Annotated in this window: 25 protein-coding genes and 1 pseudogene; 13 read left to right on the top strand and 13 right to left on the bottom strand. The window is 75.4% G+C overall.

All coding sequences use genetic code 11. The features are described 5' to 3' along the window. Positions 1 to 25 precede the first annotated feature (25 nt). Positions 26 to 835 carry a lipase family alpha/beta hydrolase gene (locus ACI795_RS05710; protein WP_457074271.1) on the top strand — a complete coding sequence of 270 codons (810 nt, stop codon included), beginning with the start codon at positions 26 to 28 and terminating at the stop codon, positions 833 to 835. A gap of 75 nt (positions 836 to 910) precedes the next feature. Here the strand turns inward: ACI795_RS05710 and ACI795_RS05715 are convergent, their stop codons facing one another. From ACI795_RS05715 to ACI795_RS05725, 3 genes are read right to left on the bottom strand one after another with little or no spacing between them, the layout of a single operon-like run. After that, a complete protein-coding gene (locus tag ACI795_RS05715) occupies positions 911 to 1,720 on the bottom strand; it encodes an ABC transporter permease (RefSeq protein ID WP_457074272.1) in 810 nt (269 codons plus the stop codon). Further along, the gene (locus ACI795_RS05720) at positions 1,717 to 2,649 is read right to left on the bottom strand and encodes an ATP-binding cassette domain-containing protein (RefSeq protein ID WP_457074273.1); all 933 of its coding nucleotides are present in this window, start codon (positions 2,647 to 2,649) and stop codon (positions 1,717 to 1,719) included. Before ACI795_RS05720 ends, ACI795_RS05715 begins: the two co-directional genes overlap by 4 nt. Continuing rightward, positions 2,646 to 3,758, bottom strand: coding sequence for a transcriptional regulator (locus ACI795_RS05725; RefSeq protein WP_457074274.1), 1,113 nt, complete (start codon positions 3,756 to 3,758; stop codon positions 2,646 to 2,648). The genes ACI795_RS05720 and ACI795_RS05725 overlap by 4 nt, the downstream gene beginning before the upstream one ends. A gap of 139 nt (positions 3,759 to 3,897) precedes the next feature. Between ACI795_RS05725 and ACI795_RS05730 the strand changes: the two genes are divergently transcribed. Together ACI795_RS05730 and ACI795_RS05735 are read left to right on the top strand one after the other, a co-directional pair. Beyond that, the gene (locus tag ACI795_RS05730) at positions 3,898 to 4,788 is read left to right on the top strand and encodes a hypothetical protein (protein WP_457074275.1); all 891 of its coding nucleotides are present in this window, start codon (positions 3,898 to 3,900) and stop codon (positions 4,786 to 4,788) included. A 37-nt stretch (positions 4,789 to 4,825) separates the two neighbouring features. After that, a complete protein-coding gene (locus ACI795_RS05735) occupies positions 4,826 to 5,443 on the top strand; it encodes a hypothetical protein (protein ID WP_457074277.1) in 618 nt (205 codons plus the stop codon). A 3-nt stretch (positions 5,444 to 5,446) separates the two neighbouring features. Here the strand turns inward: ACI795_RS05735 and metF are convergent, their stop codons facing one another. Then, complete coding sequence (metF, locus tag ACI795_RS05740) at positions 5,447 to 6,346, bottom strand: methylenetetrahydrofolate reductase [NAD(P)H] (RefSeq protein WP_457074278.1); 900 nt, start codon at positions 6,344 to 6,346, stop codon at positions 5,447 to 5,449. Positions 6,347 to 6,515: 169 nt separating this feature from the next. On the opposite strand from metF, the gene ACI795_RS05745 reads away from it, so the two are divergent. Genes ACI795_RS05745 through ACI795_RS05755 form a run of 3 tightly spaced genes read left to right on the top strand, consistent with a single transcriptional unit; the run spans position 6,516 to position 10,113 of the window. Then, positions 6,516 to 7,646 carry a polyprenyl synthetase family protein gene (locus tag ACI795_RS05745; RefSeq protein WP_457074279.1) on the top strand — a complete coding sequence of 377 codons (1,131 nt, stop codon included), beginning with the start codon at positions 6,516 to 6,518 and terminating at the stop codon, positions 7,644 to 7,646. Further along, positions 7,643 to 9,154, top strand: a complete 1,512-nt coding sequence (crtI, locus tag ACI795_RS05750) for a phytoene desaturase family protein (RefSeq protein ID WP_457074280.1) — start codon at positions 7,643 to 7,645, stop codon at positions 9,152 to 9,154. Before ACI795_RS05745 ends, crtI begins: the two co-directional genes overlap by 4 nt. Continuing rightward, positions 9,151 to 10,113 carry a phytoene/squalene synthase family protein gene (locus ACI795_RS05755; RefSeq protein WP_457074281.1) on the top strand — a complete coding sequence of 321 codons (963 nt, stop codon included), beginning with the start codon at positions 9,151 to 9,153 and terminating at the stop codon, positions 10,111 to 10,113. Before crtI ends, ACI795_RS05755 begins: the two co-directional genes overlap by 4 nt. Here ACI795_RS05755 and ACI795_RS05760 read toward each other — a convergent pair. The 3 genes and pseudogenes from ACI795_RS05760 to ACI795_RS05770 form a co-directional block, all read right to left on the bottom strand. Next, positions 10,110 to 10,319, bottom strand: a pseudogene (locus tag ACI795_RS05760) (lycopene cyclase domain-containing protein); the annotation flags it as partial. The gene ACI795_RS05755 and the pseudogene ACI795_RS05760 overlap by 4 nt on opposite strands. Next, positions 10,316 to 10,660 carry a lycopene cyclase domain-containing protein gene (locus ACI795_RS05765; RefSeq protein WP_457074282.1) on the bottom strand — a complete coding sequence of 115 codons (345 nt, stop codon included), beginning with the start codon at positions 10,658 to 10,660 and terminating at the stop codon, positions 10,316 to 10,318. The pseudogene ACI795_RS05760 and the gene ACI795_RS05765, both read right to left, overlap by 4 nt. Before the next feature lie 24 nt (positions 10,661 to 10,684). Then, on the bottom strand, positions 10,685 to 11,008 hold the full coding sequence (locus ACI795_RS05770) for an Rv2175c family DNA-binding protein (protein WP_457074283.1): 324 nt from the start codon (positions 11,006 to 11,008) through the stop codon (positions 10,685 to 10,687). An 80-nt stretch (positions 11,009 to 11,088) separates the two neighbouring features. Between ACI795_RS05770 and ACI795_RS05775 the strand changes: the two genes are divergently transcribed. The 5 genes from ACI795_RS05775 (at position 11,089) to ACI795_RS05795 (ending at position 17,078) form a co-directional block, all read left to right on the top strand. Continuing rightward, on the top strand, positions 11,089 to 11,508 hold the full coding sequence (locus ACI795_RS05775; RefSeq protein ID WP_457074284.1) for a pyridoxamine 5'-phosphate oxidase family protein: 420 nt from the start codon (positions 11,089 to 11,091) through the stop codon (positions 11,506 to 11,508). Positions 11,509 to 11,555: 47 nt separating this feature from the next. Continuing rightward, positions 11,556 to 12,635, top strand: coding sequence for an alpha-hydroxy acid oxidase (locus tag ACI795_RS05780; RefSeq protein ID WP_457074285.1), 1,080 nt, complete (start codon positions 11,556 to 11,558; stop codon positions 12,633 to 12,635). A 154-nt stretch (positions 12,636 to 12,789) separates the two neighbouring features. After that, entirely contained in the window at positions 12,790 to 14,802 is a 2,013-nt protein-coding gene (gene pknB, locus ACI795_RS05785) for a Stk1 family PASTA domain-containing Ser/Thr kinase (protein ID WP_457074286.1), read from the top strand. A gap of 10 nt (positions 14,803 to 14,812) precedes the next feature. Next, positions 14,813 to 15,745 carry a deoxyribonuclease IV gene (locus ACI795_RS05790; RefSeq protein WP_457074288.1) on the top strand — a complete coding sequence of 311 codons (933 nt, stop codon included), beginning with the start codon at positions 14,813 to 14,815 and terminating at the stop codon, positions 15,743 to 15,745. A gap of 157 nt (positions 15,746 to 15,902) precedes the next feature. Then, the gene (locus ACI795_RS05795) at positions 15,903 to 17,078 is read left to right on the top strand and encodes a S8 family peptidase (protein ID WP_457074290.1); all 1,176 of its coding nucleotides are present in this window, start codon (positions 15,903 to 15,905) and stop codon (positions 17,076 to 17,078) included. 99 nt (positions 17,079 to 17,177) lie between these two features. On the opposite strand, the gene ACI795_RS05800 is transcribed toward ACI795_RS05795, so the two are convergent. After that, the gene (locus ACI795_RS05800; protein WP_457074292.1) at positions 17,178 to 18,659 is read right to left on the bottom strand and encodes a GntP family permease; all 1,482 of its coding nucleotides are present in this window, start codon (positions 18,657 to 18,659) and stop codon (positions 17,178 to 17,180) included. A 159-nt stretch (positions 18,660 to 18,818) separates the two neighbouring features. Between ACI795_RS05800 and ACI795_RS05805 the strand changes: the two genes are divergently transcribed. Further along, positions 18,819 to 19,250: a hypothetical protein gene (locus ACI795_RS05805; RefSeq protein ID WP_457074294.1), complete on the top strand. Its 432-nt coding sequence runs from the start codon at positions 18,819 to 18,821 to the stop codon at positions 19,248 to 19,250. 28 nt (positions 19,251 to 19,278) lie between these two features. Here ACI795_RS05805 and ACI795_RS05810 read toward each other — a convergent pair whose 3' ends face one another. Together ACI795_RS05810 and ACI795_RS05815 are read right to left on the bottom strand one after the other, a co-directional pair. Continuing rightward, a complete protein-coding gene (locus ACI795_RS05810) occupies positions 19,279 to 20,307 on the bottom strand; it encodes a threonine aldolase family protein (RefSeq protein WP_457074295.1) in 1,029 nt (342 codons plus the stop codon). Continuing rightward, positions 20,300 to 21,637, bottom strand: coding sequence for a class II 3-deoxy-7-phosphoheptulonate synthase (locus ACI795_RS05815; RefSeq protein ID WP_457074296.1), 1,338 nt, complete (start codon positions 21,635 to 21,637; stop codon positions 20,300 to 20,302). The genes ACI795_RS05810 and ACI795_RS05815 overlap by 8 nt, the downstream gene beginning before the upstream one ends. A 212-nt stretch (positions 21,638 to 21,849) precedes the next feature. Between ACI795_RS05815 and ACI795_RS05820 the strand changes: the two genes are divergently transcribed. Continuing rightward, a complete protein-coding gene (locus ACI795_RS05820; protein WP_457074299.1) occupies positions 21,850 to 23,967 on the top strand; it encodes a methyl-accepting chemotaxis protein in 2,118 nt (705 codons plus the stop codon). Between the two features lie 60 nt (positions 23,968 to 24,027). On the opposite strand, the gene ACI795_RS05825 is transcribed toward ACI795_RS05820, so the two are convergent. The 3 genes from ACI795_RS05825 to ACI795_RS05835 form a co-directional block, all read right to left on the bottom strand. After that, positions 24,028 to 25,317, bottom strand: a complete 1,290-nt coding sequence (locus ACI795_RS05825) for a cation:proton antiporter domain-containing protein (RefSeq protein WP_457074302.1) — start codon at positions 25,315 to 25,317, stop codon at positions 24,028 to 24,030. Positions 25,318 to 25,459: 142 nt separating this feature from the next. Next, positions 25,460 to 26,038: a GNAT family N-acetyltransferase gene (locus ACI795_RS05830; RefSeq protein WP_457074305.1), complete on the bottom strand. Its 579-nt coding sequence runs from the start codon at positions 26,036 to 26,038 to the stop codon at positions 25,460 to 25,462. Continuing rightward, positions 26,035 to 26,526: a polyadenylate-specific 3'-exoribonuclease AS gene (locus ACI795_RS05835; protein ID WP_457074307.1), complete on the bottom strand. Its 492-nt coding sequence runs from the start codon at positions 26,524 to 26,526 to the stop codon at positions 26,035 to 26,037. The genes ACI795_RS05830 and ACI795_RS05835 overlap by 4 nt, the downstream gene beginning before the upstream one ends. Between the last annotated feature and the right edge of the window lie 3 nt (positions 26,527 to 26,529).

Consider the following 26,529-nt stretch of genomic DNA (forward strand, 5'->3'; position numbering starts at 1 on the left):
CGCTGGCAGCGGGGACAGTGGGTCCGTGCTCGCCGGTCTCGCCCCCGCCCGCCGTCGTCTGCTCCTGGCGCTGCTCGCGCTCGTGCTGGTGGCCGCGGCCGTCGCCGTCGCCGTCCCGCTGCTGACCGGGGACGACGCAGGCCCGGTCTCCGTGGCCGATCCGGAGCGGCCCGGCCCGGTGCTGCTGGTGCCCGGGTACGGCGGGTCGACGGAGTCGCTGCGGCCGCTGGCCGAGCGGCTCGCCGCCGAGGGGCGCGACGCGACCGTCGTCGAGGTGCCGGAGGGCGGCACCGGCGACCTGCGGGGCTCGGCCGACGCGCTCGGGGACGCCGTGGACGAGGCCCTGGCCCGCACCGGCGCCGAGAGCGTCGACATCGTGGGCTACTCCGCCGGTGGGGTGATCGCCCGGGTGTGGGCCGCCGGCGGGGGCGCGGCGCAGGCCCGGCGGGTGGTCACCCTGGGCTCGCCGCACCACGGCACCACCGTCGCGGACCTGGCGCGCAGCTTCGTGCCCGCCGAGTGCGGGGCGGGCTGCCAGCAGCTGACCACCGACAGCGAGCTGCTCGCCGGCCTGAACGCCGGGGACGAGACGCCGGCCGGGCCCAGCTGGGTGTCGATCTGGACCACCGTCGACCGGACGGTGACCCCGCCGTCGTCGGCCGAGCTGGCCGGTGCGCTGGAGCTGCCGGTGCAGTCGGTGTGCGCCGACTCGCAGGTGTCGCACGGCCGGCTGCCCACCGACCCGCTGGTGCAGGCGATGGTGGTGGCCCAGCTGCAGCCGGGCGACCCGGTCGAGCTGGGCCCGGCCGACTGCGCGACGCTCAGCGCCGGCTGACCCCGCCCCGGCCACGGCCCCGCTGCAGGGACCCGCACCGAGCCTGCGAGGTGTGGGGGGCAGTGGGGTCCTTCATCAGCTGGTGATGTCCTTGGTGGTGAAGTTCGCCCACGCCGCCGCCAGCAGCACCCCGACGTAGACCCCCTGCAGCGCCAGGCCGCGCACGATGTCGCGCCAGAACACCGGGTCGCGGAACAGGTCGACGAACGCCAGCCAGTAGCGGGTGGGCAGGTAGGGCGCGAAGGACGACGCGGCGTCCAGGGTGAGCAGCAGCGACGAGGCGATGAGCACCGCCAGCGCGCCGAGCATCGCGGCGGGCGGGGAGTCGGTGAGCGTGGAGAAGAACAGCGCGAACGCCGCCACCCCGAGCATCGACACGGTGACGTAGCCGATGGCCAGCAGGGTGCGGCCGGCCAGCTCCTGGGCGGTGAGCGTCGTGCCGGACAGCGCCGTCCCGCCGATCGGCTGGACGTCGAACAGCAGCTGCCCCACCAGGTAGCCGACCACCGCCACCACCAGCACGGTGACGAAGACGAAGGCGATCAGCGCGACCAGCTTGGCGACCAGCAGCCGGGTGCGCCCCGCGGGACGGGCGAGCAGGTAGCGCAGCGTGCCGGCCTGCGCCTCCCCGGCCACCGACTCCCCGGCGATCAGCGCCACCGCGATCGGCAGGAACAGCGGCAGCACGATCGCCAGCGCGGCCAGCGGGTAGAGGGTGCCGTTGGTGAGCACCGCGGAGAGGAACGCCGGGCCCTCCCCGGGCCGCGGCGCCAGGTCGGTGACCGCGAGCAGCACGGCCACCAGCACCGGCAGCGCGTTGAGCAGCCCGATCGTCACCCAGGTCCGCGGCCGGCGGAACAGCTTGCGCAGCTCGACGCCGATCACCGCCGGCTCCGCTCCCCCGGCGCGTCCACCCGGTCGGCGCTGGTGCTCGCCGCGGCCAGCACCACCTCCTCCAGGGTCGGCCGCTGCAGCGCCAGCCCGGTGACCGGCACCCCGGCGGCCACCAGCGCGGCGTTCACCTCGGCCGGGTCGCCGCGCACGACGGCGCGCGAGCCGTCGACGGAGAGCACCCGGCCGTCCAGCGTCGCGCGCACCCGCTCGGCGTCGGGGGTCTCCACGACCGTCGACCCGGTGGGCGCGGTGAGCGTGGCCAGCTCGTCCTGCAGCACCAGCCGCCCGCGGTCGAGCACCCCGACCCGGGTGGCCAGCTGCTCGACCTCGGCCAGCAGATGACTGGAGAGGAACACCGTCGTCCCCTCCCGGTTCAGCGCCAGCAGCAGCTCGCGGATCTCCGAGATCCCCTGCGGGTCCAGGCCGTTGGTGGGCTCGTCGAGCACCAGCAGCTCCGGACGGCGCAGCAGCGCCCCGGCCAGGCCCAGCCGCTGCCGCATGCCCAGCGAGTAGTCGCGCACCGGCCGGCGGCCCACCCCGGCCAGCCCCACCTGCTCCAGCACCGTGTCGATCCGCGCCCGCCGGGTGCGCCGGGACCCGCCGGGGCCGGCGGCGTCCAGCAGCGCGAGGTTCGCCCGCCCCGACAGGTGGCCGTAGTGCGCCGGGCCCTCGACCAGGGCGCCCACCCGGGGCAGCACCTCCCGGGCCCGCCGCGGCATCGGCCGGTCCAGCAGCCGCACCTCGCCCTCGGTGGGCAGCACCAGGCCCAGCAGCATCCGCACCGTCGTCGTCTTCCCCGAGCCGTTGGCCCCCAGGAAGCCGTAGACGTCCCCGGCGCGCACGTCGAGGTCGATGCCGTCGACGGCGCGCAGCCGCCCGTACCGCTTGACCAGCCCACGGGTCCCGATGACCGTGCTCACCGCTGCCCGCCCGCCAGCAGCTCGCCGGCCGCGGCCGCGAGCGCCTCGCCGTCGACCGTCCCGGTCAGCAGCAGCGGCCCGCGTCGGCCCTCGACCAGCATCAGGCCCAGCGGCCCGGCGGCGATCCGCACGCCGAGGTCGTCGACGACGGCGTCCGGCGCACGCCGCAGCGCCGCCTGCAGGCTGCCGGCCGCCTCGTCCGGCAGCGGGACGACGACGAGCACGGTCACCCCGCGGCCGTAGGCGGCGATCGAGGTCGGCGCCCCCGGCACGTCCCGCCGCGCCAGCCCGGCCAGGGCGCCGGGCAGGACGACGTCGTCCCGGGCACCGACCCGCGCGGCGTCGAGCAGCTGCTGGTCCGGGCCGGTGCGCAGCTCCCGCGCCGGCGGCGGGGTGAACCGGGTGACCTGGGCCGGGGGGACGGCCAGGTCGACGTCGAGGAAGGCGGTGTCCAGCGCCGGATCGGCGTCGGTGCCGCCCTCGCCGACCACCCGCACCCGCAGCGGGAGGCCGCTGGCGGAGTCGACCCACACGTCGACCCGGCCGACCGAGGAGGCGGCGGCGGCGGGGACCACGCGCAGGCCGAGGGCGTCGCGCCCGGCCACCCGTGCCGCCGGCAGCCGGGACAGCTCCGCGTCGTCGGCCTCGGACAGCAGTCGCCACCCCAGCGCGGTGGGCAGCAGGTCCGGTGCGGTGGGCAGCGTGAGCGGCCCGGTCACGGAGCGGGTCACGACCGCGTCCTCGTACTCCCAGGTCCAGACGCCGCCGCGGTCGCGGTGCACGTCGGTCTCCCCGGTCGGGGTGACCACGTCCACCCGCCAGTCGTACGGGCCGCGGTACCAGGCGCGCATCGACGTCCGGTCGCTGAGCAGGTCGGCGACCGGGGTGAGCTGCTGACCCACCGGCAGCGCCAGCCCACCGGCCGCCTGGGCGTAGCCGGAGTACGGCACGTCGGCCGAGGCGAGCGCCCGCGCCCGCAGGTCCGCCGCGGAGACCGGGGCGTCGGTGGCCGGCAGGGCGCCGAGCAGCGCGGGGAGGCTGACCAGCACCGCGACACCGGCGGCCACGGCCCCCCAGCGGGCGGCTGCCCCGGTCCGCCGTCGTGCCACGCCCAGACCGTACGTCGGTTGCCCGCAACCCGCCTGGGCCGGTGATCATGGCTCCGCATCGGTCGCGCCTCTTCCACCGACCCGAGCGGGTGAGGGAGGGTGCACCGGAGCGGGATGCGGAACAGGAGAGGACTTCGCCATGAGCGGCGCTGACGGGCCGGGAGCGGAAGCCCCGGGCGGCGCCCGGGGGCTGTGGCCGGACCGCTACCTGACAGACGGCCTGCTGGTCATCACCGCGAAGCCGGCCACCACCCAGCGGTCCGGTCCACCGGCCTGGGGACGACTGCTGGACCGGCTGGCCAGCCTGGACTGGCTGGTCTGGACCGGTCGCCAGTGGCGGTCGCTCGACACCGACCAGAAGTGGGTGGCGGCGGTGTTGGCGCTGCTCCTCACCGGCGGGCTGGCGCTGCTGGTCCCGGCGGCGGGGGTCCTGGTGCTCGACCGGCGGGAGGCCAGCGCCCCGCCGCCGCCACCCCCGGAGGTGAGCCTGGCCGCCTGGGACACCATCGAGGCACGCGTCGCCGGAGCCGCCAGCCGGGCCTGGGCCGAGACGGTGCGCGAGCCCTCCTGGCGCTCACCGCTGCTCGCCCACACCCGAGCTGCCTTCGACGGGGACGCCGAGGTCCGCCAGATCGTGGACCTGGCCGTTCGGATCCAGCAGGCACGAGGGAACCTGGGCGCACGCCCCACGGGTCCGGCTGCCGAGTTCTGGGACCGCCAGCACAGCGCCCTGGACGCCGCCGCGCGACGGCTGGGCTTCCGCGCCGACGCGCTGATCCGGCACCGCGACCAGGCCGCGGCCCTGTCCGTGGAGCTCCAGCACCTGGCAGACCTGGAGCGGCTGGAGCGCAGCGCCGTGGAGGTCGACGGGCTGACCGTGGAGACCGCGGTCGCCTCCGGCCGGGGTGACGGCGGGCTGGACCAGGTCGCCGACGAGATCGCAGCGGTACGCCGGGCGATGACCGAGCTGGTCGACCTGATGACGCACACCCGCGCGCCGCTGGCCGAGCCACCCGAGGTCACCGGCTGACCCTGCGGGTCCGTTCCCCGGCCCCTACGGTCGCGTCGTGGCTCCTCCGATCAGCGACGCCGTCGTCGTCGACGTCCTGCGCCGGGTCGACCGGGTGCTGGCCCCCGTGGTCCGGCGGCTGGGCCGTCCCCCCGAGCTGCCGGCCGAGCAGCGCGCCGCCTGGTGGGCCGACCGGGTGAGCCGGGTCGCCGCCGGCGTCTCGGCGGCGCCGCGGTTCGCCGGCCGGCTGGCCGACCTGCTGCCGCTGCAGAACACCGTCGGCTCGGCGGTGCAGTCCCTGGTCGTGCTCGGGGTGGCCGCCGAGCACCGGGTGACCGACCCGGCCGAGCGGATCGCCCTGCTCACCCGGGTGCTGGTGGACCGGGAGCTGCCCGCGGAGCAGGTACGCCCACTGCTCGAGCGCGACCGCGGCGTGTACGTGCAGGAGGCGTTCGGCGAACGGCGCTCGGGCGTCGGCGGCGCGGCCCGTGCCCTGTGGCGGGTCGCCCGGCTGCTCGGCCGGATCGACGACGCCCTGGACGCCCGCCCCAAGGGCAAGCTGCGCCACCGGGCGCTGTCCCAGCTGCCCGTGGTGGGCGTCGCCGGTGGCTACGCCGCCGAGCACGAGGGGCTGCGCCTGGCGGCGCGGGAGGCCGACGAGCTGCTGTCCCGCTGAGGGTCAGACCGCCGGCACCCCGGCGAGGTTCGCGTGGACCTCCCGGGTCGCCGTCGAGCGGTTCATGGTGATGAAGTGGATCCCCGGGACGCCCTCGTCCAGCAGCCGGCTGCACATCTGCGTGGCCACCTCCACGCCCAGCTCCCGCACCGCCCGCCGGGCCTCGGGGGTGTCGCCGTCCAACGCGGCGAAGCGCGTGGCCAGCTCGTCGGGGAACGCCTGCCCGGACAGCTCGACGATCCGCGCGATCTGCCGGGCGCTGGTCACCGGCATCACCCCGGCGAGGATCGGGACGTCGCAGCCGCGGGCGGCCACCCGGTCGCGCAGCCGGAGGTAGTCCTCGACCCGGAAGAACATCTGGGTGATCGCGAAGTCCGCGCCGGCACGGCACTTGGCGACGAACATCTCGGTGTCGGCCTCGGCGTCCGGCGACCGGGGGTGCAGCTCGGGGAAGGCGGCCACGCCCACGCAGAAGTCGCCGGCGTCCTTGATCAGCTCGACCAGGTCGGCGGCGTACCGCACGCCCTCGGGATGGGCCACCCACTCGGCCTGCGGGTCGGCGCCGGGCGGGTCGCCGCGCAGTGCCAGCAGGTTCCGCACCCCGGCTGCGGCCAGCCGGCTGACCACGTGCCGCAGCTCCGCGACGCTGTGGTCGACCGCGGTGAGGTGCGCCAGCGGCAGCATCGTCGTCTCCGCAGCGATCCGCTCGGTCACCGCGACAGTGCCCTCGCGGGTGGAGCCGCCCGCCCCGTAGGTCACCGACACGAAGGAGGGCTGCAGGCGCTCCAGCTCGCGCAGGGCGGTCCACAGCTGGGTCTCCCCCGCCGCGTCCTTGGGTGGGAAGAACTCGAACGACCACGTGGGCTGCTGCTGGGCGAGGAGCTCGCGCACCGTGCCGGTCACGAACGGGAGGGTAGTGGCTGCATCCGGACGGCCGGTCGCGGGCGAAGGACCTCCGACAGCGCCGGAGCAGGGCCCGCAGCGGTCCGGGGTGGGAGAACAGATGAACCGGTGTCAGCCAACTGACACCTTGGCCGGGCCGCGACCGATCGAGTTGGGCAATACTGGCCCGGTGATCGCCGGGACCCAGCACCGCGACAGCCCACCCGGCCCCGAGGTCGCCGCCTCGCAGGCGGCCGACCTGGACCGTGTCCGCAGCGCCGTCAGCGACGCGCTGGCGGCGTTCCTCAGCGAGCAGCGCGCGACCCTCGGGGCCATGGCCCCGCAGCTGGCGCCGGTCGTCGACGAGGTGTGCGCCCTGGCCGAGGGCGGCAAGCGGCTGCGCCCGCTGTTCGCCTACTGGGGCTGGCGCGGGGCCGCCGGTTGGGGCGACCGGCCCGAGGACGACGCCGCGGTGCTGCGCGCGGTCGCCGCGCTGGAGTTCGTGCACGCCAGCGCGCTGGTGCACGACGACGTGATGGACGGCGCCCTGACCCGCCGCAGCCGGCCGGCCACGCACATCGGCTTCGCCGCCCGCCACGGGGACGAGGGGCTCGACGGCGACGCGGCCCTGTTCGGGGTCGGGGCGGCGATCCTCGTCGGTGACCTGGCGCTGGTGTGGTCCGACGAGCAGCTGCGCCGGTCGGGCATCTCCGCCGCGGCGCTGGCCCGGGCACGCACGGTCTGGGACGTGATGCGCACCGAGGTGACGGCCGGCCAGTACCTGGACCTGCTGCGCGCCGGCGGCGGGCTGCCCGGCCCCGAGGGCGCGCTGACCGTCGCCCGGTACAAGAGTGCCGGGTACACCGTGCAGCGCCCGCTGCAGCTGGGCGCGGCCATCGCCGGTGCGGCGCCGGCGGTCACCGAGGCCTACACCGCGATCGGCCTGCCCCTGGGCGAGGCCTTCCAGCTGCGCGACGACGTGCTGGGCGTCTTCGGCGACCCGGCGGTCACCGGCAAGTCCGTCGACGACGACCTGCGCGAGGGCAAGCAGACCCTGCTCATCGCGCTGGCCGAGGAGCGCGCCGACGCCGCCGGCCGGCGGCTGCTGGCCGAGTCCCTGGGCGACCCGACCGCCGGCCCCGACCAGCTCGCCGCGCTGCGCGAGCTGATCGAGGCCACCGGCGCCCGGGCCCGGGTCGAGGAGCGGATCACCGAGCGGACCACCCTCGCCCGGACCGCGATCGCCGAGGCGCCCGTCGCCGAGGACGCCCGCGCCGCGCTGGACGCGCTGGCGGTCGCCGCGACCACCCGCACCGCGTGAGCGGCCTGCGCCGCGGCCGGGTCCGCACCGTGCCCGGGAGCACCGACCGGGTGGTCGTCGTCGGTGCCGGGCTGGCCGGGCTGTCGGCGGCCCTCCGCCTGCGCGGCGCCGGCCGCGAGGTGACCGTCGTCGACCGCTGCCCCGGCCCCGGCGGGCGCGCCGGGGTGGTCACCCGGGCCGGGTACACCCTGGACACCGGCCCGTCGGTGTTCACCGCCCCGGAGGTGCTGGCCGAGGCGTTCGCCGCGGTCGGCGACCGCCTGGAGGACCGGGTCCCCCTCACCCCTCTGGCGACCACCTACCGGGCCCAGTTCGCCGACGGCAGCCACCTGGACGTGCACGCCGACCGCGCCGCGTTCGCCGCCGAGGTCGAGCAGCTGTGCGGGCCGGCCGAGGCCGCAGCCCTGCACCGCTACCTCGACGACCTCGCCGAGCTGTACCGGCTGCAGCTGGGCACGTTCATCGACCGCAACCTGGACTCCCCGCTGGACCTGGCCGGTCCCGAGCTGGTGCAGCTGGTCCGCCGCGGCGGCTTCCGGCGGCTGTCCTCGCACGTCGACCGGTTCTTCGCCGACGACCGGCTCCGCCGGCTGTTCAGCTTCCAGGCGCTCTACGCCGGGGTGTCGCCGTTCCACGCGATCGCCGCCTACGCGGTCATCGCCCAGCTCGACATCGGCGCCGGGGTCTGGCACCCCGAGGGCGGGATCGGCGCGGTGCCCCGGGCGATGGCCGCCGCGGCCACCGACGCCGGGGTGGAGTTCCGGTACGGGGTGGACGCCGAGCTGGAGGTGGACGGCTCCCGGGTCACCGCCGTCCGGCTGGCCGACGGCGACCGGCTGCCCACCGACGCCGTCGTGGTCACCGCCGACGCGCCGCACCGGCTGGTACCCGGCCTGCGCGGCCCACGGCGCCCGGTCTACTCGCCGTCCTGCGTGGCCCTGCACCTGGGCGCCCGCGCGACGTTCCCCGACCAGGCGCACCACACCATCAGCTTCGGGCAGACCTGGCGGCAGGTGTTCGACGAGCTCACCCGCGACGGGCGGCCGATGAGCGACCCGAGCCTGCTGATCAGCATGCCCTCGGTCACCGACCGGTCGCTGGCCCCCGACGGCGGTCAGGTGCTCAGCGTGGTCGCGCCGACGCCGAACCTCGACCCGCGCAGCGGCGGCAACCCCGACCTGGACTGGCCGGTGCTGGCGCCGCGCTACCGCGAGGAGCTGCTGGCCACCCTCGACGCCCGCGGCTGGACCGGCGTCGCCGACACGATCGAGGTGGAGGAGCTGCTGACCCCCGTCGACTGGGCGGCGCAGGGCATGGCCGCGGGCACCCCGTTCGCGCTGGCGCACACCTTCGGGCAGACCGGGCCGTTCCGCCCGTCCACGCTGCCCCGCTCGGGACCGGAGAACGTGGTGCTGGCGGGCTCGTCGGTGCAGCCCGGCGTCGGGGTGCCGATGGTGGTGATCAGCGGCCGGCTGGCCGCCGAGCGGATCACCGGGGTGCCGTCGTGACCGCCGTCCCGCCGCCCACCCGGGAACAGCAGCAGGCGACGCTCGACGCGGCCTACGCGGTGTGCCGCGGGATCGCCGCCGAGCACGGCAAGTCCTACTTCCTGGCCACCCGGCTGCTGACCCCGGACCGCCGGGCGGCGGTCCACGCGCTGTACGCCGCCGCCCGGGTGGCCGACGACATCGTCGACGTCGGCGCCGACCAGCCCGGCCGGGACCCCGAGGGCGAGCTGCTGGCCTGGTCGACGGCGGCCCTGGAGGAGGTCTCGGCCGGCTGGTCCGACGACCCGGTGCGGCTGGCGCTGGTGCACACCTACCGCCGGTACGCGATACCGGTCGAGCACCTGGTCGACTTCCTGGCCGCGATGACCAGCGACCTGGAGGTCACCGGCTACGCCGACCTGGACGCCCTGGACCGGTACATGTGGGGGTCGGCGTCGGTCATCGGGCTGCAGGTGCTCCCCGTGCTCGGCACCGCCCCCGGGGTCGCCCGGGAGGAGGCGGCGCCGCACGCCATCGCCCTGGGCGAGGCGTTCCAGCTGACCAACTTCCTGCGCGACGTCGCCGAGGACGTCGACCGCGGCCGGGTCTACCTGCCGGCAGACCTGATGGCCGCGCACGGGGTCACCCGGGAGCAGCTCGCCGCCAGGCGCCACTCCCCCGGCTTCACCGCGCTGATGCGGGAGATGATCGCGGTCACCCGCCGCCGCTACGACGACGCCGCACCCGGCACCCCGATGCTGGCGCGCGAGTCCCGGGACTGCGTGCGCGCGGCCACCGCCCTGTACGGCGGGATCCTCACCGAGATCGAGCGCGCCGACTACCGGGTGCTGGACCGCCGGGTCCGGGTGTCCCGGCCGCGACGCCTGGCGGTGTTCGCCCGCCGGTTGACCGCCGCCCAGCTGGCCAGGGTGAGCAGCACCAGGGCGAAGCCGAACAGCAGGTCCTCGACCGGGGCGTAGGCGATGCGCGGGCCCCAGATGGTGTCCGGGTCGTAGGTGACCACGTCCAGGCCGGTGAGCACGCCGTTCATCAGCAGCTGGAAGCCGATCACGATCGCGTACGCCGTCCAGAACACCGGCCGGGTGACCAGCCGGGTGCGCAGGACGGCGAGGTCGACCACGAGGACGGCGACGACCGCGAGCACCGCCAGCGCCGAGTAGCTCACCGCTCGGCCTCCTCGGCGGGGTAGCCGGCGTCCCAGCCGGTCACCTTCCGCACCGCCTCCAGGGCCAGCACGGCGCAGATCGGCACGACGACGAAGAAGAGCACCTCCTCGACCGGGATGCCGCCGGGCAGCCGGACGTCGACGGTGCGGTCCGCGCTGTAGTCCCAGTGCCCCTGGGCGATGGCGTACAGCACCCAGCCGAGGAAGACGACCAGCTCGGGGACGAGCGCGAGCAGCAACCGGCGCCAGCGGGCGTAGACCCGCACCCGCAGCAGCAGCTCCAGCGGGGCGGTGACCACGAGGCAGCCCACCAGGAGCGCCCCGTAGGTCAGCTGCCCCATCGCCGGCTCAACGGGCTCGCCGACTCAGAACGCGAGGGCCTGGGCGCGGCGCACGACCTCGCGGTGCCGGTCGTCCCGCAGCGCCTGCACCGGCGTGCCGGGCAGCGTGTCGTCCTCCCGGTACAGCCACTCGAAGGCCTCCTGCTCGGTGTAGCCGCCGTCCATCAGGACGGTGAGCAGTCCGGGCAGGTGCCGGAGGACCTCGCCGTCCAGCAGCAGGTCGGCCGGGATCTTGCTGTTGCCGCTGCCGGGCACGGCGATCAGCTTGTGCTCGCGCAGCAGCTGGCGCACCCGGTTGGGCGAGACGCCGAGCTGCTGGGCGACCTCGGCGGGGGTGAGCGTGTCCACCACGCCAGCCTATTGCGCAGCGGGCGGGGCGCCCGCCGCGGGGCGCCGGTCCTGTCAGACCCCCCGGGCAGCATCGACGCATGGCGCTGAGCACCGTCGAACGCGAGCAGTTCCTCGCCGAACCGCACGTCGCCGCCCTGTCGGTCGCTGCCGGCCCCGACCGCGGGCCGCTGGCCGTCCCGATCTGGTACGGCTACGAGCCGGGCGGCACGGCGTGGATCGTCACCCCCGCCGCCTCGCGCAAGGCCCGGCTGATCGAGGCGGCAGGCCGGTTCACCCTGCTGGTCGACCGGGTCGCACCCAGCGTCCGGTACGTGTCGGTCGAGGGCCCGGTGGCCGGCATCCGCCCCGCGACCGAGGACGACGTCCGGGCGATGGCCCGGCGGTACCTGCCACCGCCGGCGGTGGAGGGGTACGTCCAGGTCGCGCTGGCCGACCACGGCGAGCAGGTCCTCGTCCACCTCGATCCCCAGCGGTGGCTCTCCGCCGACCTGGGCTGACGCCCGCCCTGGTCGGCGCGACGTGACGGTCTCCCTAGGCTGCCGCCATGGAGCCGCGGTACCTGGACCTGGCCGCGCTGGAGGACCGGGCCCGGGAGGAGCTGCCGGCCGAGGTCCACGACTACTACGCCGGCGGCGCCGGAGCGGAGATCACCCTCGCCGAGGCGACCGCGGCCTGGCGGGGGTGGCGGCTGCGCCCCCGGGTGCTGCGCGGTGACGCCCCGCCGCAGCTGGCGACGACGCTGCTGGGCACGCCGGTCGCCACCCCGGTGGGGGTGGCGCCATGGGGGTTCCAGGCGATGGCGCACCCGGACGGCGAGCGCGCCACCGCCCGGGGCGCGGCCGAGGTCGGTGCGCTGATGACCGTCTCCACGAGCGCGAACACCGCGCTGGCCGACGTCGCCGCGGTCACCCCGGCCGGGCCGCGCTGGTTCCAGCTCTACCGGCTGCACTCCCCGGCCCACACCGACGACCTGGCCCGGCGCGCCGGTGCCGCGGGCTACCAGGCCCTGGTGCTCACCGCCGACGTCCCGGTGCTCGGCCGGCGGCTGCGCGACCTGCGCAACGGCTTCGACCTCCCCGCCGGGCCGGCGATGGCCAACCACCCCGGGGCGGGCGGCGCGCCGGTGTCGATGCGGGCGGTCGAGTCGCCGGCGTGGACGTTCGCCGACATCGACCGCCTGACCGCCGTCTCCGGGCTGCCGGTGGTGGTCAAGGGCGTGCTGCGCGGCGACGACGCGGCCCGCTGCGTCGCGGCCGGCGCCGCCGCCGTCTGGGTGTCCACGCACGGCGGCCGGCAGGCCGACCCGGTCGTCGCCAGCGCCGACGCCCTGCCCGAGGTGGTCGACGCGGTCGCCGGTGAGGTCGAGGTCTACGTCGACGGCGGGATCCGGTCGGGGTCGGACGCGCTGGTCGCGCTGGCGCTGGGCGCCCGGGCGGTGTTCGTCGCCCGGCCCACCACCTGGGGGCTGGCGGCCGGCGGCGCCGACGGCGTGGTGCGGGTGCTGGGTGGCCTGACCGAGGAGCTCGCGCACACCATGGTGGTGTGCGGCCTCGACGACGTGCGCTCCGTGCCCGGGGACACCGTCGTCCGGGCGGGCCGCTCCACCCCGGGTCCGTCCCACTGAGCCGAGGCGGCTGGTCGGTGGCCGGCCCCGCCGACCACCACCTGGACCGCGGCGCCCCCGTCCGTCCAGCCCATCGGGTCACACCCGGCCCATCGTCCCGACGAGTCCGCGTCGTTTCGTCCAGCCGGCCGGATCCGCTCCTAGACTCACCGGCGTGGACACCGTCGTGACCGACCCCGCGGTCGGCCTCGTCCTCGAGGGGCGCTACCGCCTCGAGGAGCGCCTCGCGCGCGGCGGCATGTCCACCGTCTACGCCGCCACCGACCTGCGGCTGCACCGCACGGTCGCGGTCAAGGTGATGGCCGAGCACCTGGCGCACGACCCCGCCTTCGTCGACCGGTTCACCCGCGAGGCACGGGCCACGGCGATGCTCAGCCACGTCAACGTCGTGTCCGTCAGCGACCAGGGCGCCGACCAGGGCCTGGTCTTCCTGGTGATGGAGCTGGTCCGCGGCCGCACCCTGCGCGACCTGCTGCAGGCCCGCGGCCGGCTCACCGTCGGCGAGGCGTTCGCCGTGCTCGAGCCGGTGCTCGCCGGCCTCACCGCGGCCCACCGGGCCGGCATCGCGCACCGCGACGTCAAGCCGGAGAACGTGCTGATCTCCACCGACGGCCAGGTCAAGGTCGCCGACTTCGGTCTCGCCCGCGCCGTCGCCGGCACCGGGCAGACCAGCCACACCGGCGGCGTGCTCATCGGCACCGTCGCCTATCTCTCCCCCGAGCAGCTGGAGCGCGGGCGCAGCGACGCCCGCAGCGACGTCTACGCCGCCGGGATCATGCTCTACGAGCTGCTCACCGGGCACCCGCCGTACCAGGGCGACACCTCGCTCGCGGTGGCCTACCAGCACGTGCACCACGACGTGCCGGCACCGTCGGCGGAGGTGCCGGGCGTGCCCTGGCAGGTCGACGAGCTGGTCGCGCGCACGACACGCCGCGAGCCGGCCGGCCGCCCGCTGGACGCCGGGGCCTTCCTCGCCGAGCTCATCGACCTGCGGACCGACCTGGGGCTGGCCCGCGTGCCGGTGCCCACCGGCCGGACCACCGATGCCCCGGGCACGCTGCGCCCCACGAACCGGACCACCGCCCCCCGGCCGCGCGGGGCGAGCGCTCCCGGCCTGGGCCGCACCGACCCGCGCACCGAGGTGCTCGGCGGCGGCCGCAGCCGCGGCACCACCGTGCTGCCCGGCGCCGGCAGCGGTGCCACGGCCCACGTCGGTGGCACCCGCCCGGGTGCGTCCCGGCACCCCTCTGTCCGGCCGGGGGTGCCCGCGCACATCCGCCGCCGACGGGCCCGCCTGGGCCTGGCCGTCGTCCTGCTGCTGGCGATCACCATCGGGGCCGTCGGGTGGTGGCTGGGCGTGGGCCGCTGGACCGACGTGCCCGACCTGGTCGGCAAGGACCGGGACACCGCCGTCGGGTTGCTGCAGGAGTCGGGGCTCGACCCGGCCTTCGGCGAGGAGGTCTTCAGCGAGGACGTCCCCGCGGGCACCGTGATCTCCGCCGACCCGGCCGACGGCGAGGCGATCCGCGGCACCGACGTCACCCTGGTGGTGTCCAAGGGCCAGGAGCGGTTCGAGGTCGACCCCGCGCTGGTCGGGCAGCCGCTGGACGCGGTGCAGGCCGCGCTCACCGAGGCCGGGGTGCCGGTGACCCTGACGTCCCGCGAGGAGTTCGACGACGAGCAGCCGGCCGGCACGGTGCTGGGCTTCGAGCCCGCGGCCGGCACCGAGCTGAAGCGGAACGACCCCGTCATCGCGGTGGTCAGCGCGGGGCGGGCCCCGGTGAAGGTCCCCGACGTCGTCGGCCTCAGCCCCGACGCCGCGACGGCCAACCTGACCGAACGCGGTTTCGACGTCGCCACCGCCACCGGCCGCAGCGCCGAGGTCGACCCCGGTGAGGTCATGGCGGTCAGCCCCGGCCCCGGGGACGCCGCACAGCGCTACGGCAGCACCGTGACGATCACCGTCTCCGAGGGCGTGCCGCAGGTGACCGTGCCCGACGTGAAGGGCAAGTCCAAGGACGAGGCGACGGCGCTGCTCACGCAGGCGGGGCTGAACGCCGAGTCCACCCAGTTCATCGCGGGCGACCGCGTGTTCCAGCAGAGCCCCCGGGCCGGCGAGGTCGTCGACCAGGGCAGCACCGTCCGCATCCTCATCAGCTTCGGGTGACCTCTTCCTCGTGACCTCCCCCAGCACCACCCTGCCCTCCTCCGCCCTGCCCACCCCCGCCCTGCCCACCCCCGGCCTCCTGCCGCCGATCGGGGCGCACATCCAGATCAAGGGCGGCCTGGCCAAGGGCGGGCTGGCCTACACCGACGCCGTCCGGGCCCGCGCCGTCCAGGTCTTCGTCGGCAACCCGCGCGGCTGGAAGCCCAGCGCCGGGGACCCGGCGCAGGACGCCGCGTTCACCGCCGGCTGCGCCGAACGAGGGGTGCCCTCGTTCATCCACACCCCGTTCCTGGTCAACGTCGGCTCACCCAGCGAGGCGACGGTCGAGCAGTCGATCGCGACCATCCGGCACAACCTGGCTCGCGGCAGGGAGCTGGGCTGTGCGGGCGTCGTGGTGCACGCCGGCTCGGCGGTGGGTGCCGACCGCTACGAGGCCGCGCTGGCCCAGCTGCACGACCGGCTGCTCCCGGTGCTGGACGAGCTGCCCGAGGACGCGCCCCGGCTGCTCGTCGAGCCGACCGCCGGTGGCGGGAAGTCGCTCGCCGCCACGGTGGAGGACCTGGGGCCGTACCTGGCGGCGCTGGAGCAGCACCCGGCGGTCGGGGTCTGCCTGGACACCTGCCACGCCTGGGCGGCGGGTCACGACCTGGCGTCTCCCGGCGGCATGACGGCGATGCTGACCGTGCTCGAGGAGACCGTCGGCCCCGGCCGGCTGGGCCTGGTGCACGCCAACGACTCGCTGGACGCCCGGGGGTCCACCCGCGACCGGCACACCACCATCGGGGCCGGGTCGATCGGGGCCGCGCCCTTCGGCGAGCTGCTCACCCACCCGCTGATGGCCGGCGTCCCGGTGGTCGTGGAGACCCCCAGCGCCGACGACGGGCACGCCCGCGACATCGCGCTGCTGTGCGCCCTGCGGGACGGGACGGAGCTCCCCGGCTGAGCCGGCCGCCGGCGCGTCGCTCGGGCGAGTCCGGGCGACGCGCCGGTGCGGCATCGATCCCATCGCCTCCGCTCTTTCCAGAACGGCCGGGATCCGCTTTGACTCTCCGTGTCTGAGTCGTACCTGAGAGTGCGGCCACGTCGACCGAGGAGATCCCGTGCTCAACCGCAGCCTCCCCCGCCGGACCCTGGCCACCGCGGCGCTGACCGCGCTGGTGGCCACCGGCCTCGGTGCCACCGCCGGCACCGCTTCCGCCGGCCCCGCCGGTCCGAAGGACACCTACATCGTGACCCTGGTGCCCGGCTCGTCCGCCGCCGCGATCGCCGAGCGGGCCGCCCAGCGGTTCGGCGGCGAGGTGGAGCACGTGTACACCGCGGCCCTCAGCGGCTTCGCCGTCGAGCTGCCGACCGCCCTCGCCGACCGCCTGGCGACGCTCCCGGGCGTGGCGGGCGTCGAGCGGGACGCGCCGGTGGCGCTCAGCGCCACCCAGTCCTCGGCCACCTGGGGCCTGGACCGCACCGACCAGCGGTCGCTGCCGCTCGACGGCAGCTACGGCTACACCGCGACCGGCGCCGGCGTCACCGCCTACGTCATCGACACCGGCATCCGGCTGGGGCACGGCGACTTCGGCGGACGGGCGGTCTCCGGCTACGACGCGGTCGACGGCGGCAGCGCCGAGGACTGCAACGGGCACGGCACCCACGTGGCGGGCACTGTCGGCGGCACCGCCCACGGCGTCGCCAAGGACGTGCAGCTGGTGGCCGTGCGGGTGCTGGACTGCGCGGGCAGCGGCACCAACGCCGGGGTCATCGCCGGCATCGACTGGGTCACCGCCCACCACCAGCCCGGCCGGCCGGCGGTCGCCAACATGAGCCTCGGCGGCGGGACCAGCACCGCGCTGGACGACGCCGTGGCGCGCTCGATCGCCGACGGGGTCACCTACGCGGTGGCCGCCGGCAACGGCAACGCCCGGGGCGTGCCGCAGAACGCCTGCTACTCCTCGCCCGCCCGGGTCACCGGAGCGCTGACCGTGGGGGCGACGGACCGCACCGACGCCCCGGCCTCGTTCAGCAACTACGGCAGCTGCGTGGACCTCTTCGCCCCCGGCGTGGGGATCACCAGCGCCTGGCACACCGGCGACACCGCGACCAGCACGATCAGCGGCACCTCGATGGCCACCCCGCACGTGGCCGGCGTCGCCGCGCTGTACCTGCAGGGCAACCCGGCCGCCTCCCCGGCGGCGGTGGGCTCGGCGATCACCGCCGGGACCACCAAGGACGCGGTGCGGACCACCCGGACGGCGAACAACGACCTGCTGTTCAGCGCCTACTGAGCCACCCCCACGCCTACTGAGCCACCCACCGGACGACGTCGGCCGGGCAACCCTCTCGGGGCTGCCCGGCCGACGTCGTCCGTGCCCGGGGACGACCCGTCAGAAGATGCCGCTGAGCACCCAGGCGATGGCGAAGCCCACGACACCGATCAGCGTCTCCATGACCGTCCAGGTGCGCAGGGTGGTCTTGACGTCCATCTCCAGGAAGCGCCCGACCAGCCAGAACCCCGAGTCGTTGACGTGGGAGAGGACCGTGGCGCCACAGGCGATCGCGATCACGACCAGCGCGACGTCGATCCGGGAGAGGTCGGCGGCCGCGACCGCCGGGGCCATGAGCCCCGCGGTGGTCAGCAGGGCGACCGTCGCCGACCCCTGGGCCACCCGCAGGCAGGTGGCGATGACGAAGGCGGCCACGATCACCGGCAGGCCGATGGACTCCAGGCTGTCGGCGAGGGCGGTGCCGATGCCGCTGGCCCGCAGCACACCGCCGAACATCCCCCCGGCGCCGGTGATCAGGATGATCGCCGCGACCGGGCCGATCGAGGAGTTGAGCAGGTCCTCGGTCTCCGAGCGGGAGAACCGCTCGCGGCTGAGCACCGTGGCGGCCACCAGCAGCGTGATCAGCAGCGCCACCGGGGTCTGGCCGAGCAGGGTCACCCAGTCCAGCCAGCCGGCCTCCTCGTCGACCGCCCCGGCCGTGGCCAGGGTGTTGAAGCCGGTGTTGAGCAGGATGAGCACCAGCGGCAGGAGGAGCAGCGCCAGGACGGTGCTGAACTTCGGCGGGCCGGTCCGGGTGGCGGTGGCCGCCGCCGTCCCCCCGCGCGCCGTGGCACCACTCCCACCGCCGCCCATCGGGCCGTCGGCGTCGTCGACCTCGGTGGCCTCGACCCGCGGGTCGTCGGCCTCGGACTTGCGCCCGGCGAAGGTCGAGGGGATGCCCACCTGGACCCGGCGACCGATCCACTGGCTGAACAGGTAGCAGGAGATGAACCAGGTCGGGAGCCCGATGACCAGGCCGACGACGACCAGCAGACCGATGTCGGCGCCCAGGATGTCACCGGCGCCGACCGGACCCGGGTGCGGCGGGACGAAGGCGTGCATGACCGCGAAGGCGCCCGCCGACGGCAGCGCGTAGATCAGCACCGACCCGCCGAACTGACGGGCGACGCTGAAGATGATCGGGAGGAAGACGACGAAGCCGGCGTCGAAGAAGATCGGGAAGCCGAAGAGCAGCGAGGCGACGCCCAGCGCGAGCGGTGCCCGCTTCTCGCCGAACCGGTTGATCATCGAGTCGGCCAGCACGACGGCGCCGCCGGTGACCTCGAGCAGCTTGCCGATCATCGCACCGAGGCCGACGAGCAACGCGACGCTGGCCAGCGTGGAGCCGAACCCGGCCAGCATCGTGTCGATGACGTCGCCGGTCGGGATCCGCGTCGCCAGAGCGGTCAGCAGGCTCACCAGCACCAGCGCCACGAAGGCGTGGACCTTGAACTTCATGATCAGGACGAGCAGCACGGCCACCGCGGCCACCGCGATGAGCAGCAGTGGTGTGGTGCCCAGGACGGGCTCTACATCGGGCACGGGGAACCCCTCGGGTCGACGGCACAGTGCCTCAACTGGCTGTGAGGCGGGTCCCACTGTGTCAGTGGTGATCACCTGCGCGCGACCGTGGAGCACGTCTCGATCGGGTATCGGTGGCAGGATCCCCGGCATCGCGGACGGCAGCCGGGGAGGTGTGGGATGACCCGAGCCGGACGCCGGGTGCGCGGCGTGCTGAACCCCGTCTCGACCCGGCTCGCCGAGCTGTGGTGCACCAGCGCCGTGCGCCGCACCCTCCTCCGCGCCCTCCTCCGCGCCCAGGAGCGCCGCGCCTCACCCCTGACCGGCGGACCCGCGGACCCGGGGCGCTCCCCCGGTCCCTGGTCGGCGCCGCCAGGGGTCCTGCCCGGCTGGGACTGGCTGCCCCCGGACCACGGGGTCCGGCGCCGGCTGGACCGGGTGCCGGCGTGGGTGCGCCTCTGGTACCGGACGCCGTTCGTCGACCGCTACGCCCACGCGTGGATGTGGCACCACGGCGGCTGGGACGTGCTCCCCACCGCCGGACCGGGCGATCCCGCCGGCGACCGGGAGCCCCGCCGGCCACCGCCCAGGTCGCCGGCCGGCCGCCGCTGAGCCGGGGTCGCGGCGTGGGGCTGCCGGCTCAGCGGCCGGTGAGCTCCCCGATCACCTGGGTGAGCACCTTCGCCGCGCGCTCCACCCCGGCCCGGTCGACGTCCAGGTGGGTGACCAGCCGGATCCGCCGGCCGCTCACCTGACCGACCAGCACACCCTGGGCACGCGCCGCGGCGACGACCTCCGCGGCGGGGACGTCATCGACGACGACCATGTTCGTGGGCACCCCGGCGGGGTCGACACCGAGCCGCTCGGCCAGCGCCTGCGCGTGCGCGTGGTCCTCCGCCAGCCGCTCGAGGTGGTGGTCCAGGGCGTACAGCCCCGCGGCGGCGAGCACGCCGGCCTGGCGCATGCCCCCGCCCAGGCGCTTGCGCCAGAGCCGCCCGGCGGCGATCCGCTCGGCGTCGGCGACCAGCACCGAGCCGACCGGGGCACCGAGCCCCTTGGACAGGCAGACCGACGCGGTGTCGGCCAGCCGGCCGTAGGTCTCCAGGGAGACCCCGGAGGCGACGTGCGCGTTCCAGATCCGGGCGCCGTCGAGGTGGACGGCGACGTCGTGCTCACGGGTCCAGCCGAACAGCGCCTGCAGCTCCCCGAGCGGCTGCACCAGCCCGCCGCCGCGGTTGTGCGTGTTCTCCACCGCGATCGCCGCGGTCGAGGTGACGTGCCAGTCGTCCTTGGGGCGCACCTGGGCGATCAGCTGGTCTGCCGAGAGCGGACCACCGGTGACGACGGTGCGGCTGGCCAGCCCGAACAGCGCGGCGGCCGCACCCATCTCGTAGGTGAAGACGTGCGCGTCGGCGTCCCCGACGATCTCCTGGCCCGGCTCGCAGACCAGCCGCAGGCCGATCTGGTTGCCCATCGTGCCCGAGGGGACGAAGAGCGCGGCCTCGTGCCCGAACAGGTCGGCGACCCGCTCCTCCAGGGCGTTGACCGTCGGGTCCTCGACGTAGACGTCGTCGCCGACCTCTGCCTCCGCCATCGCCCGCCGCATCCCCGGCGTCGGCCGGGTGACGGTGTCCGAACGCAGGTCGATCAGGACGGGATCCTCACCCACGCAGCATCTCGGTGACCAGGAACGCCAGCTCCAGCGACTGGCCGGTGTTCAGCCGGGGGTCGCAGGCCGTCTCGTACCGGCTGTTGAGGTCGGCGTCGCTGATCTCCATCGCGCCACCGAGGCACTCGGTGACGTCCTCCCCGGTCAGCTCGACGTGGATGCCACCGGGCCAGGTGCCCAGCGCACGGTGCACGTCGAAGAACCCGAGCACCTCGTCGACGACCCGGTCGAAGTGCCGGGTCTTGTAGCCGGTGGGCGACTCGTGGGTGTTGCCGTGCATCGGGTCGCACTGCCAGACCACCTGGTGCCCGCTGGCGGTGACCTTCTCCACGATGCCCGGCAGGACGTCGCGGATCTTGCCGTTGCCCATCCGGCTGATCAGGGTCAGCCGCCCGGGGATGCCCTCCGGGTCGAGCCGCTCGACCAGCTCGGTGGCCTGCTCGGGCGTCGTCGTCGGGCCGATCTTGACCCCGATGGGGTTGGCCAGCTTGGAGACGAACTCGATGTGCGCGCCGTCCATCTGCCGGGTGCGCTCCCCCACCCACACGAAGTGGGCGCTGAGGGCGTAGGGGCGGCCCTCGTACATCCGCAGCAGGGCCCGCTCGTAGTCCAGGATCAGCGCCTCGTGGCTGCTGTAGAGCTCCACCCCGCGCAGCGCGTCGGAGTCGATGCCGCAGGCCTTCATGAACGCCAGGGCGCGGTCGATCTCCCGCGCGATCACCTCGTAGCGCACCCCGGCCGGCGAGGTGGCGACGAAGTCCTTGTTCCAGTCGTGCACCGCGTGCAGGTCGGCCAGCCCGCCGCGGGCGTAGGCGCGGATCATGTTCATCGCGGCCGCGGAGTTGGCGTAGGCGCGCACCAGCCGGTTCGGGTCCGGGATGCGCTCCTCGAGCACCGGGTTGAGCGAGTTGACCATGTCGCCCCGGTAGGAGGGCAGGCCGAGCGCGTCGGTGTTCGAGCTGCGCGGCTTGGCGTACTGCCCGGCGACCCGGCCGACCTTGACCACCGGCACGCTCGCGCCGTAGGTGAGCACCACCGCCATCTGCAGCAGGGTGCGGGTGGTGGCCTGCAGGTGCGGCTCGGTGTTGAGGTCGAAGGTCTCGGCGCAGTCACCGCCCTGCAGCAGGAACGCCTTGCCCTGGGCGACGTCGGCCAGCTGCTGACGCAGGGTGTCGACCTCGGCCGGGGCGACGATCGGCGGCACGGCCGACAGCGTGGACAGGACGGCGTCCAGCGCGGCGCGGTCGGGCCACTCCGGCTGCTGGGCGGCGGGCAGACCCCGCCACCGGTCCAGGTCGGGGACCAGGTCCGCGGGTTCAGGCAGGCTCACAGGTCGAGGGTACGGCCCGCCGGGCAGCCGCTGGGACACCTGTCCGCATCGTGGGACTCCCCCGGTCCCCGACGGCGCTGTGGCCGGTGGGACCGGTGTGACTCACCCCGGGGGCCGGTCCGGTTTCCGGTTCCGAAGATCACGAACGCTGCCGATGCAGCTAGCGGAGGCGGGATCTCACCCGCCCGGGGAAGCGGGTCAGGGGAGCACACGTGCGCTGGGGAATCAGGACGAAGGTGGTGGCGCTGGCGGTGGCCAGCATCGCGGTCACCGGAGCGGCCATGGTGGGGGTGAGCAGCTGGCAGAGCGGGTCGTTCGCCGACGAGGCGAAGGCCGACGTCGACCAGTTGGTCGACGACAGCCTCAGCCGGATCACCGACGGCGTCTACGACGTCGTCTCCACTCAGGGCGACTCGACCAGCGCGAAGGTCGACAGCGACCTGCAGGTGGCGAACTACGTGCTGGCGGAGTCCGGCGGGTTCGCGCTCGGGTCTGCCACGCGGAACACGGTGACGTGGGACGCGAAGAACCAGGTCACCAACGAGGTCACCCCCGTCGCGCTTCCCCGCGTCGAGGTCGGTGGCCAGTGGCTCGGCCAGAACGCCGACGCGGCCGTCCCGACCCCGGTCATCGACCAGATCCAGTCGCTGGTCGGCGGCACCGCGACGGTCTTCCAGCGGATGAACCCCGCCGGCGACATGCTCCGGGTCGCCACGAACGTGATCGGCGCGACCGGCGCCCGGGCGATCGGCACCTACATCCCGGCGGTCGGTCCCGACGGCGCCCCCAACCCGGTGATCTCCGCGGTGCTGTCCGGCCAGACGTACCGCGGGACGGCGTACGTCGTCGACTCCTGGTACGTCACCGCCTACCAGCCGCTGTTCGACGACGCCGGCCAGGTGATCGGCGTGCTCTACGTGGGCGTGAAGCAGGAGAACCTGCCGGCGCTGCGCGAGAGCCTGCAGAAGACCACCGCCGGTGAGAACGGCACCCTGTGGGTGCTCGGCGGTACCGGCGACCGCGCCGGGACCGTGCTGGTCAGCGCCGACGGCAGCGCGGACGGCACCTCCCTGATGGAGGCGGCCGACGCCGACGGCCGGGCGTACGTCCAGGAGCTGGTGGAGCGGGCGGTGACGCTGCAGCCCGGGGAGCAGGCGACGGTCCGCTACCGGGACGCCGACACCGGTTCGCACACCGTGCAGGTGGCCTACTACCAGCCCTGGGACTGGGTGCTCGTCGTCGACGCGCAGGACAGCGACTTCGCCGGCCCGGTCGAGCGGCTCGAGGCCGGCAGGTCGTCCATGGTGACCGGCATGGTGGTGGCGGCGATCGTGGTGGCGCTGGCCGGCGCCGCCCTGGCGCTGTGGCTGGGCCGCCGGCTCACCGAGCCGCTGCACGCGCTGCACCGCCGGATGGTCGAGATCGCCGACGGCGAGGGCGACCTGACCCAGCGGGTCGACGACTCGACGAAGGACGAGGTCGGCGAGCTGGCCCGGGCGTTCAACCGGTTCGTGGACAAGGTGGCCGGCACGATCCGGGACATCGGCAACTGCGCGGGGTCGCTGGCCATCTCGGCCTCCGGGGTGGCCCGGGTGGCCGACGGGCTCGGCGAGCGCGCAGCGCGCAACCGGGACCAGGCCCACGACGCCTCGCAGGCGGCCGCCGACATCAGCACCGGGGTCTCCTCGGCAGCAGCGGGTGCGGAGCAGATGGGCTCGGCGATCCGGGAGATCGCGCGCAGCGCCAGCGAGGCCAGCCACGTCGGCCAGGGGGCGGTCGAGCTGGCCGCCAACACCGAGACGGCGATCGCCGCACTGGGCACCAGCTCGGCCGAGATCAGCGACGTGGTCAAGGTGATCTCCGCCGTGGCCGAGCAGACCAACCTGCTGGCGCTCAACGCCACGATCGAGGCGGCACGGGCGGGCGAGGCCGGCAAGGGCTTCGCCGTCGTCGCCACCGAGGTCAAGGAGCTGGCCCAGGAGGCGTCGCGGGCCAGCGAGGAGATCCACCAGCGGGTGCAGTCGATCCAGGCCGACACCAGCGCGGCAGTGGGCTCGATCAGTCAGATCGTCGGGGTCATCCGGGAGATGAACGACCACCAGACCACGATCGCCAGCGCGGTCGAGGAGCAGACGGCGGTGACCAACGAGCTGTCCCGCAGCGTCACGTCGGTGGCCGACGGCGCGGGCTCGGTGACCGACGTGATGACCGAGGTCGCCTCCGACGTGGACCGGACGGCGGCGGACGTGGAGACGGCGCGCGCGTCGGCGCGCGAGCTGGACCAGCTCTCCGGCGAGCTGACCCGGCTGATCAACGTGTTCACCGTCTGACGACGGACCCGGGGCCGTCGGCAGCGACTGCCGGCGGCCCCGCGGCCCCGCGGCGCCGGGTCAGACCGGGGTGACCGGGGCCGCGGCCTCCCGCCCGTCCGCCGCCACGGCGGCGCGCCGCCGGCGGTGGTCCAGCCAGGTCATGACCGGCGTGGCGGCCATCCCGTGCACGACCACCGAGACCAGGACGACGAGCACCGTCACCCGCCACAGCTGCTCGGCGCCGGTGAACTCGGCCTGGCTCAGGCCGTAGGCGAGGTAGTAGAGCGACCCGATGCCGCGGACCCCGAAGAAGGAGATGACGCCCCGCTCCCGGAGCCCCGTGCGTCCGCGGAGCAGCCCCAGCCAGCCCGCCAGCGGCCGGACCACGAGCACCACGCCGACGGCCAGCCCCACCTCGGCCCCGCTCAGGCCGGCCAGCGCGCCCCGGGCCACCGCGCCACCCAGCAGCACCAGGACGACGACGGTCAGCAAGCGTTCGAGCTGCTCGACGTAGGTGTGCACCACCGGGTGCCGGCCGTGCGCCCGCTCCGCCGCCCGGATCGTGCAGGCGCAGACGAACACGGCGATGAAGCCGTAGCCCTCGACGAGCTCGGCGACGCCGTAGGCGAGGAAGACGGTGGCGAGCGCGACGAACCCCTCGGCCCGCTCGGCGAGGCCCGCGCGCCGCTGCCCGGCGGAGAAGAACAGCGCGCGCAGGGCCCAGCCCACCCCGATGCCCACGGCGACACCTGCCGCGATCCGCCAGGCCACGTCGAGCAGGAGCCAGTCCCGGAGCCAGTTCGACGGCGCCGCGCCGATGGTGGCCATGGCGACCGCCGCGTAGGTGAACGGGAAGGCCAGCCCGTCGTTGAGGCCGGCTTCCGAGGTCAGCGCGAAGCGGGCCTCGTCCTCGCTCTCCGCGTCACCGGTCGGCTCGTCCACCTGGACCTCGCTGGCGAGCACCGGGTCGGTGGGGGCCAGGACGGCGGCCAGCAGCACCGCCGCGGCCGCCCCCAGCCCGAGCAGCCAGCCGCCGAGCAGGGCGGTGGCCACGACGGTCAACGGCATGGTGATGCCGAGCAGCCGCCAGGTCGTCGACCAGCGCCGCCAGCCCAGCGGCCGGTCCAGGGCCAGCCCGGCCCCCAGCAGCGAGACGATCACGCAGGCCTCGGTGAGGTGGACGGCGATCGTCTCGTGCGCCAGCGGGTCGGGGGTGGGCAGCCCGTCGACGGCGGCGAAGGCGGCGACCCCGATGGCCACCACCACCATCGGCAGCGAGATCGGCAGCCGGCGGAGCAGCCGGGGCAGCAGGGCGGTCAGCAGGGCCGCGGCCCCGGCGACCCCGTAGGCCAGTCCGGTCGGGTCCATCCCGGGTCAGCGGGCGGCCGGGCGCCGGGGCGCAGGGGTGTCGGACCGGGCGAGCATCTGGGAGCACTGCCCGGGTCGACGTCCTCCGACACCACCCGGCTCCGGACGTCCCCTCACCGGACCGCGCCGAGGCGGTACCTGGTCAGACCGGCGTGCTCTCCATCCCCCACATCACCGGGCCGGTGGGACCGAGCCGGACCTCCGAGCGGACCCGCAGCCCGTGCGCCTCGTAGAAGGGCAGGTTGGCCGGGTTGGTGGTGTCGAGCCGGAGCGGCACCCCGTCCTCCGCAGCCCGGTCCAGGACGCCGTCCAGCAACCGTCCCCCGAGCCCGCGGCCCTGAGCGTCCGGGGCGACGGCGAGGAAGTGCAGGTAGGCGCACGGGACGTCGTCGGCGGTCTGCGCGCGGGCCGCGGCGAAGCCCTCGGCGATCTCCGCTGCCCGGGCGGCACCGACGAACGCGCGCAGCAGGCCACCGGCCGTGGGCAGCAGGTCGGGCGCGCCGGCCAGGGTGGTCCACGGGCGTCGCCACAGCGCCACGGCGGAGAGCGCGCCGTCCCGGACGAGGTCCACCTGCCCCGCGGCCACGTAGCGCTCGGCGCTGACCCCCAGCCAGGCGGCCGCCGCCTCCGGCCGATCTCGCGCGTCGGGGAAGACCCAGGCCAGCAGCGGGTCGTCGGCGTGGGCGCGGGCCAGCAGGGTCCGGATCTCCGCGACCGTCACCGCGCGGCGGCCTCGATGACGTGCCAGCGGGTCAGGTTGTACCGGGCGTCGACGAGGGCGTCGTGCGTGCCGGCGGGCTTCGGCGGGAGCGCGGGCCTACCGGCGTCGTCCCACCGCTGCCGGAGCTCGCGGGTGAAGCGCGGGATCGACCGGGGCAGTGCGGGCATCGCCCCCCACAGCTGGCACAGCGCGACGTGGTCGTAGGCGGCGAACCAGGCCCACAGCTCGATCTCCTCCCCCGGCGCGGTGAGGAAGGACAGCAGGTCCGCCCGGATCCGCTCCCGGCTGCGCCAGGCCTTGTCGGCCGGCGGCGGGAGCTGGTCCAGCACGTTGCGGCGGACCCAGGGGACGGCGCGGTCGGGGTCGAACTCGGTGCTCACCGCGTAGAACTCGCGACCGGTCTCGTCGACCACGCCGATCGACACCAGGTCGATGGTGGTCCCGTCCTCGATGAACTCGGTGTCGTAGAAGTACCGGCGCACGCTCACGCC

It is taken from the genome of Modestobacter sp. SYSU DS0290, assembly GCF_054050955.1.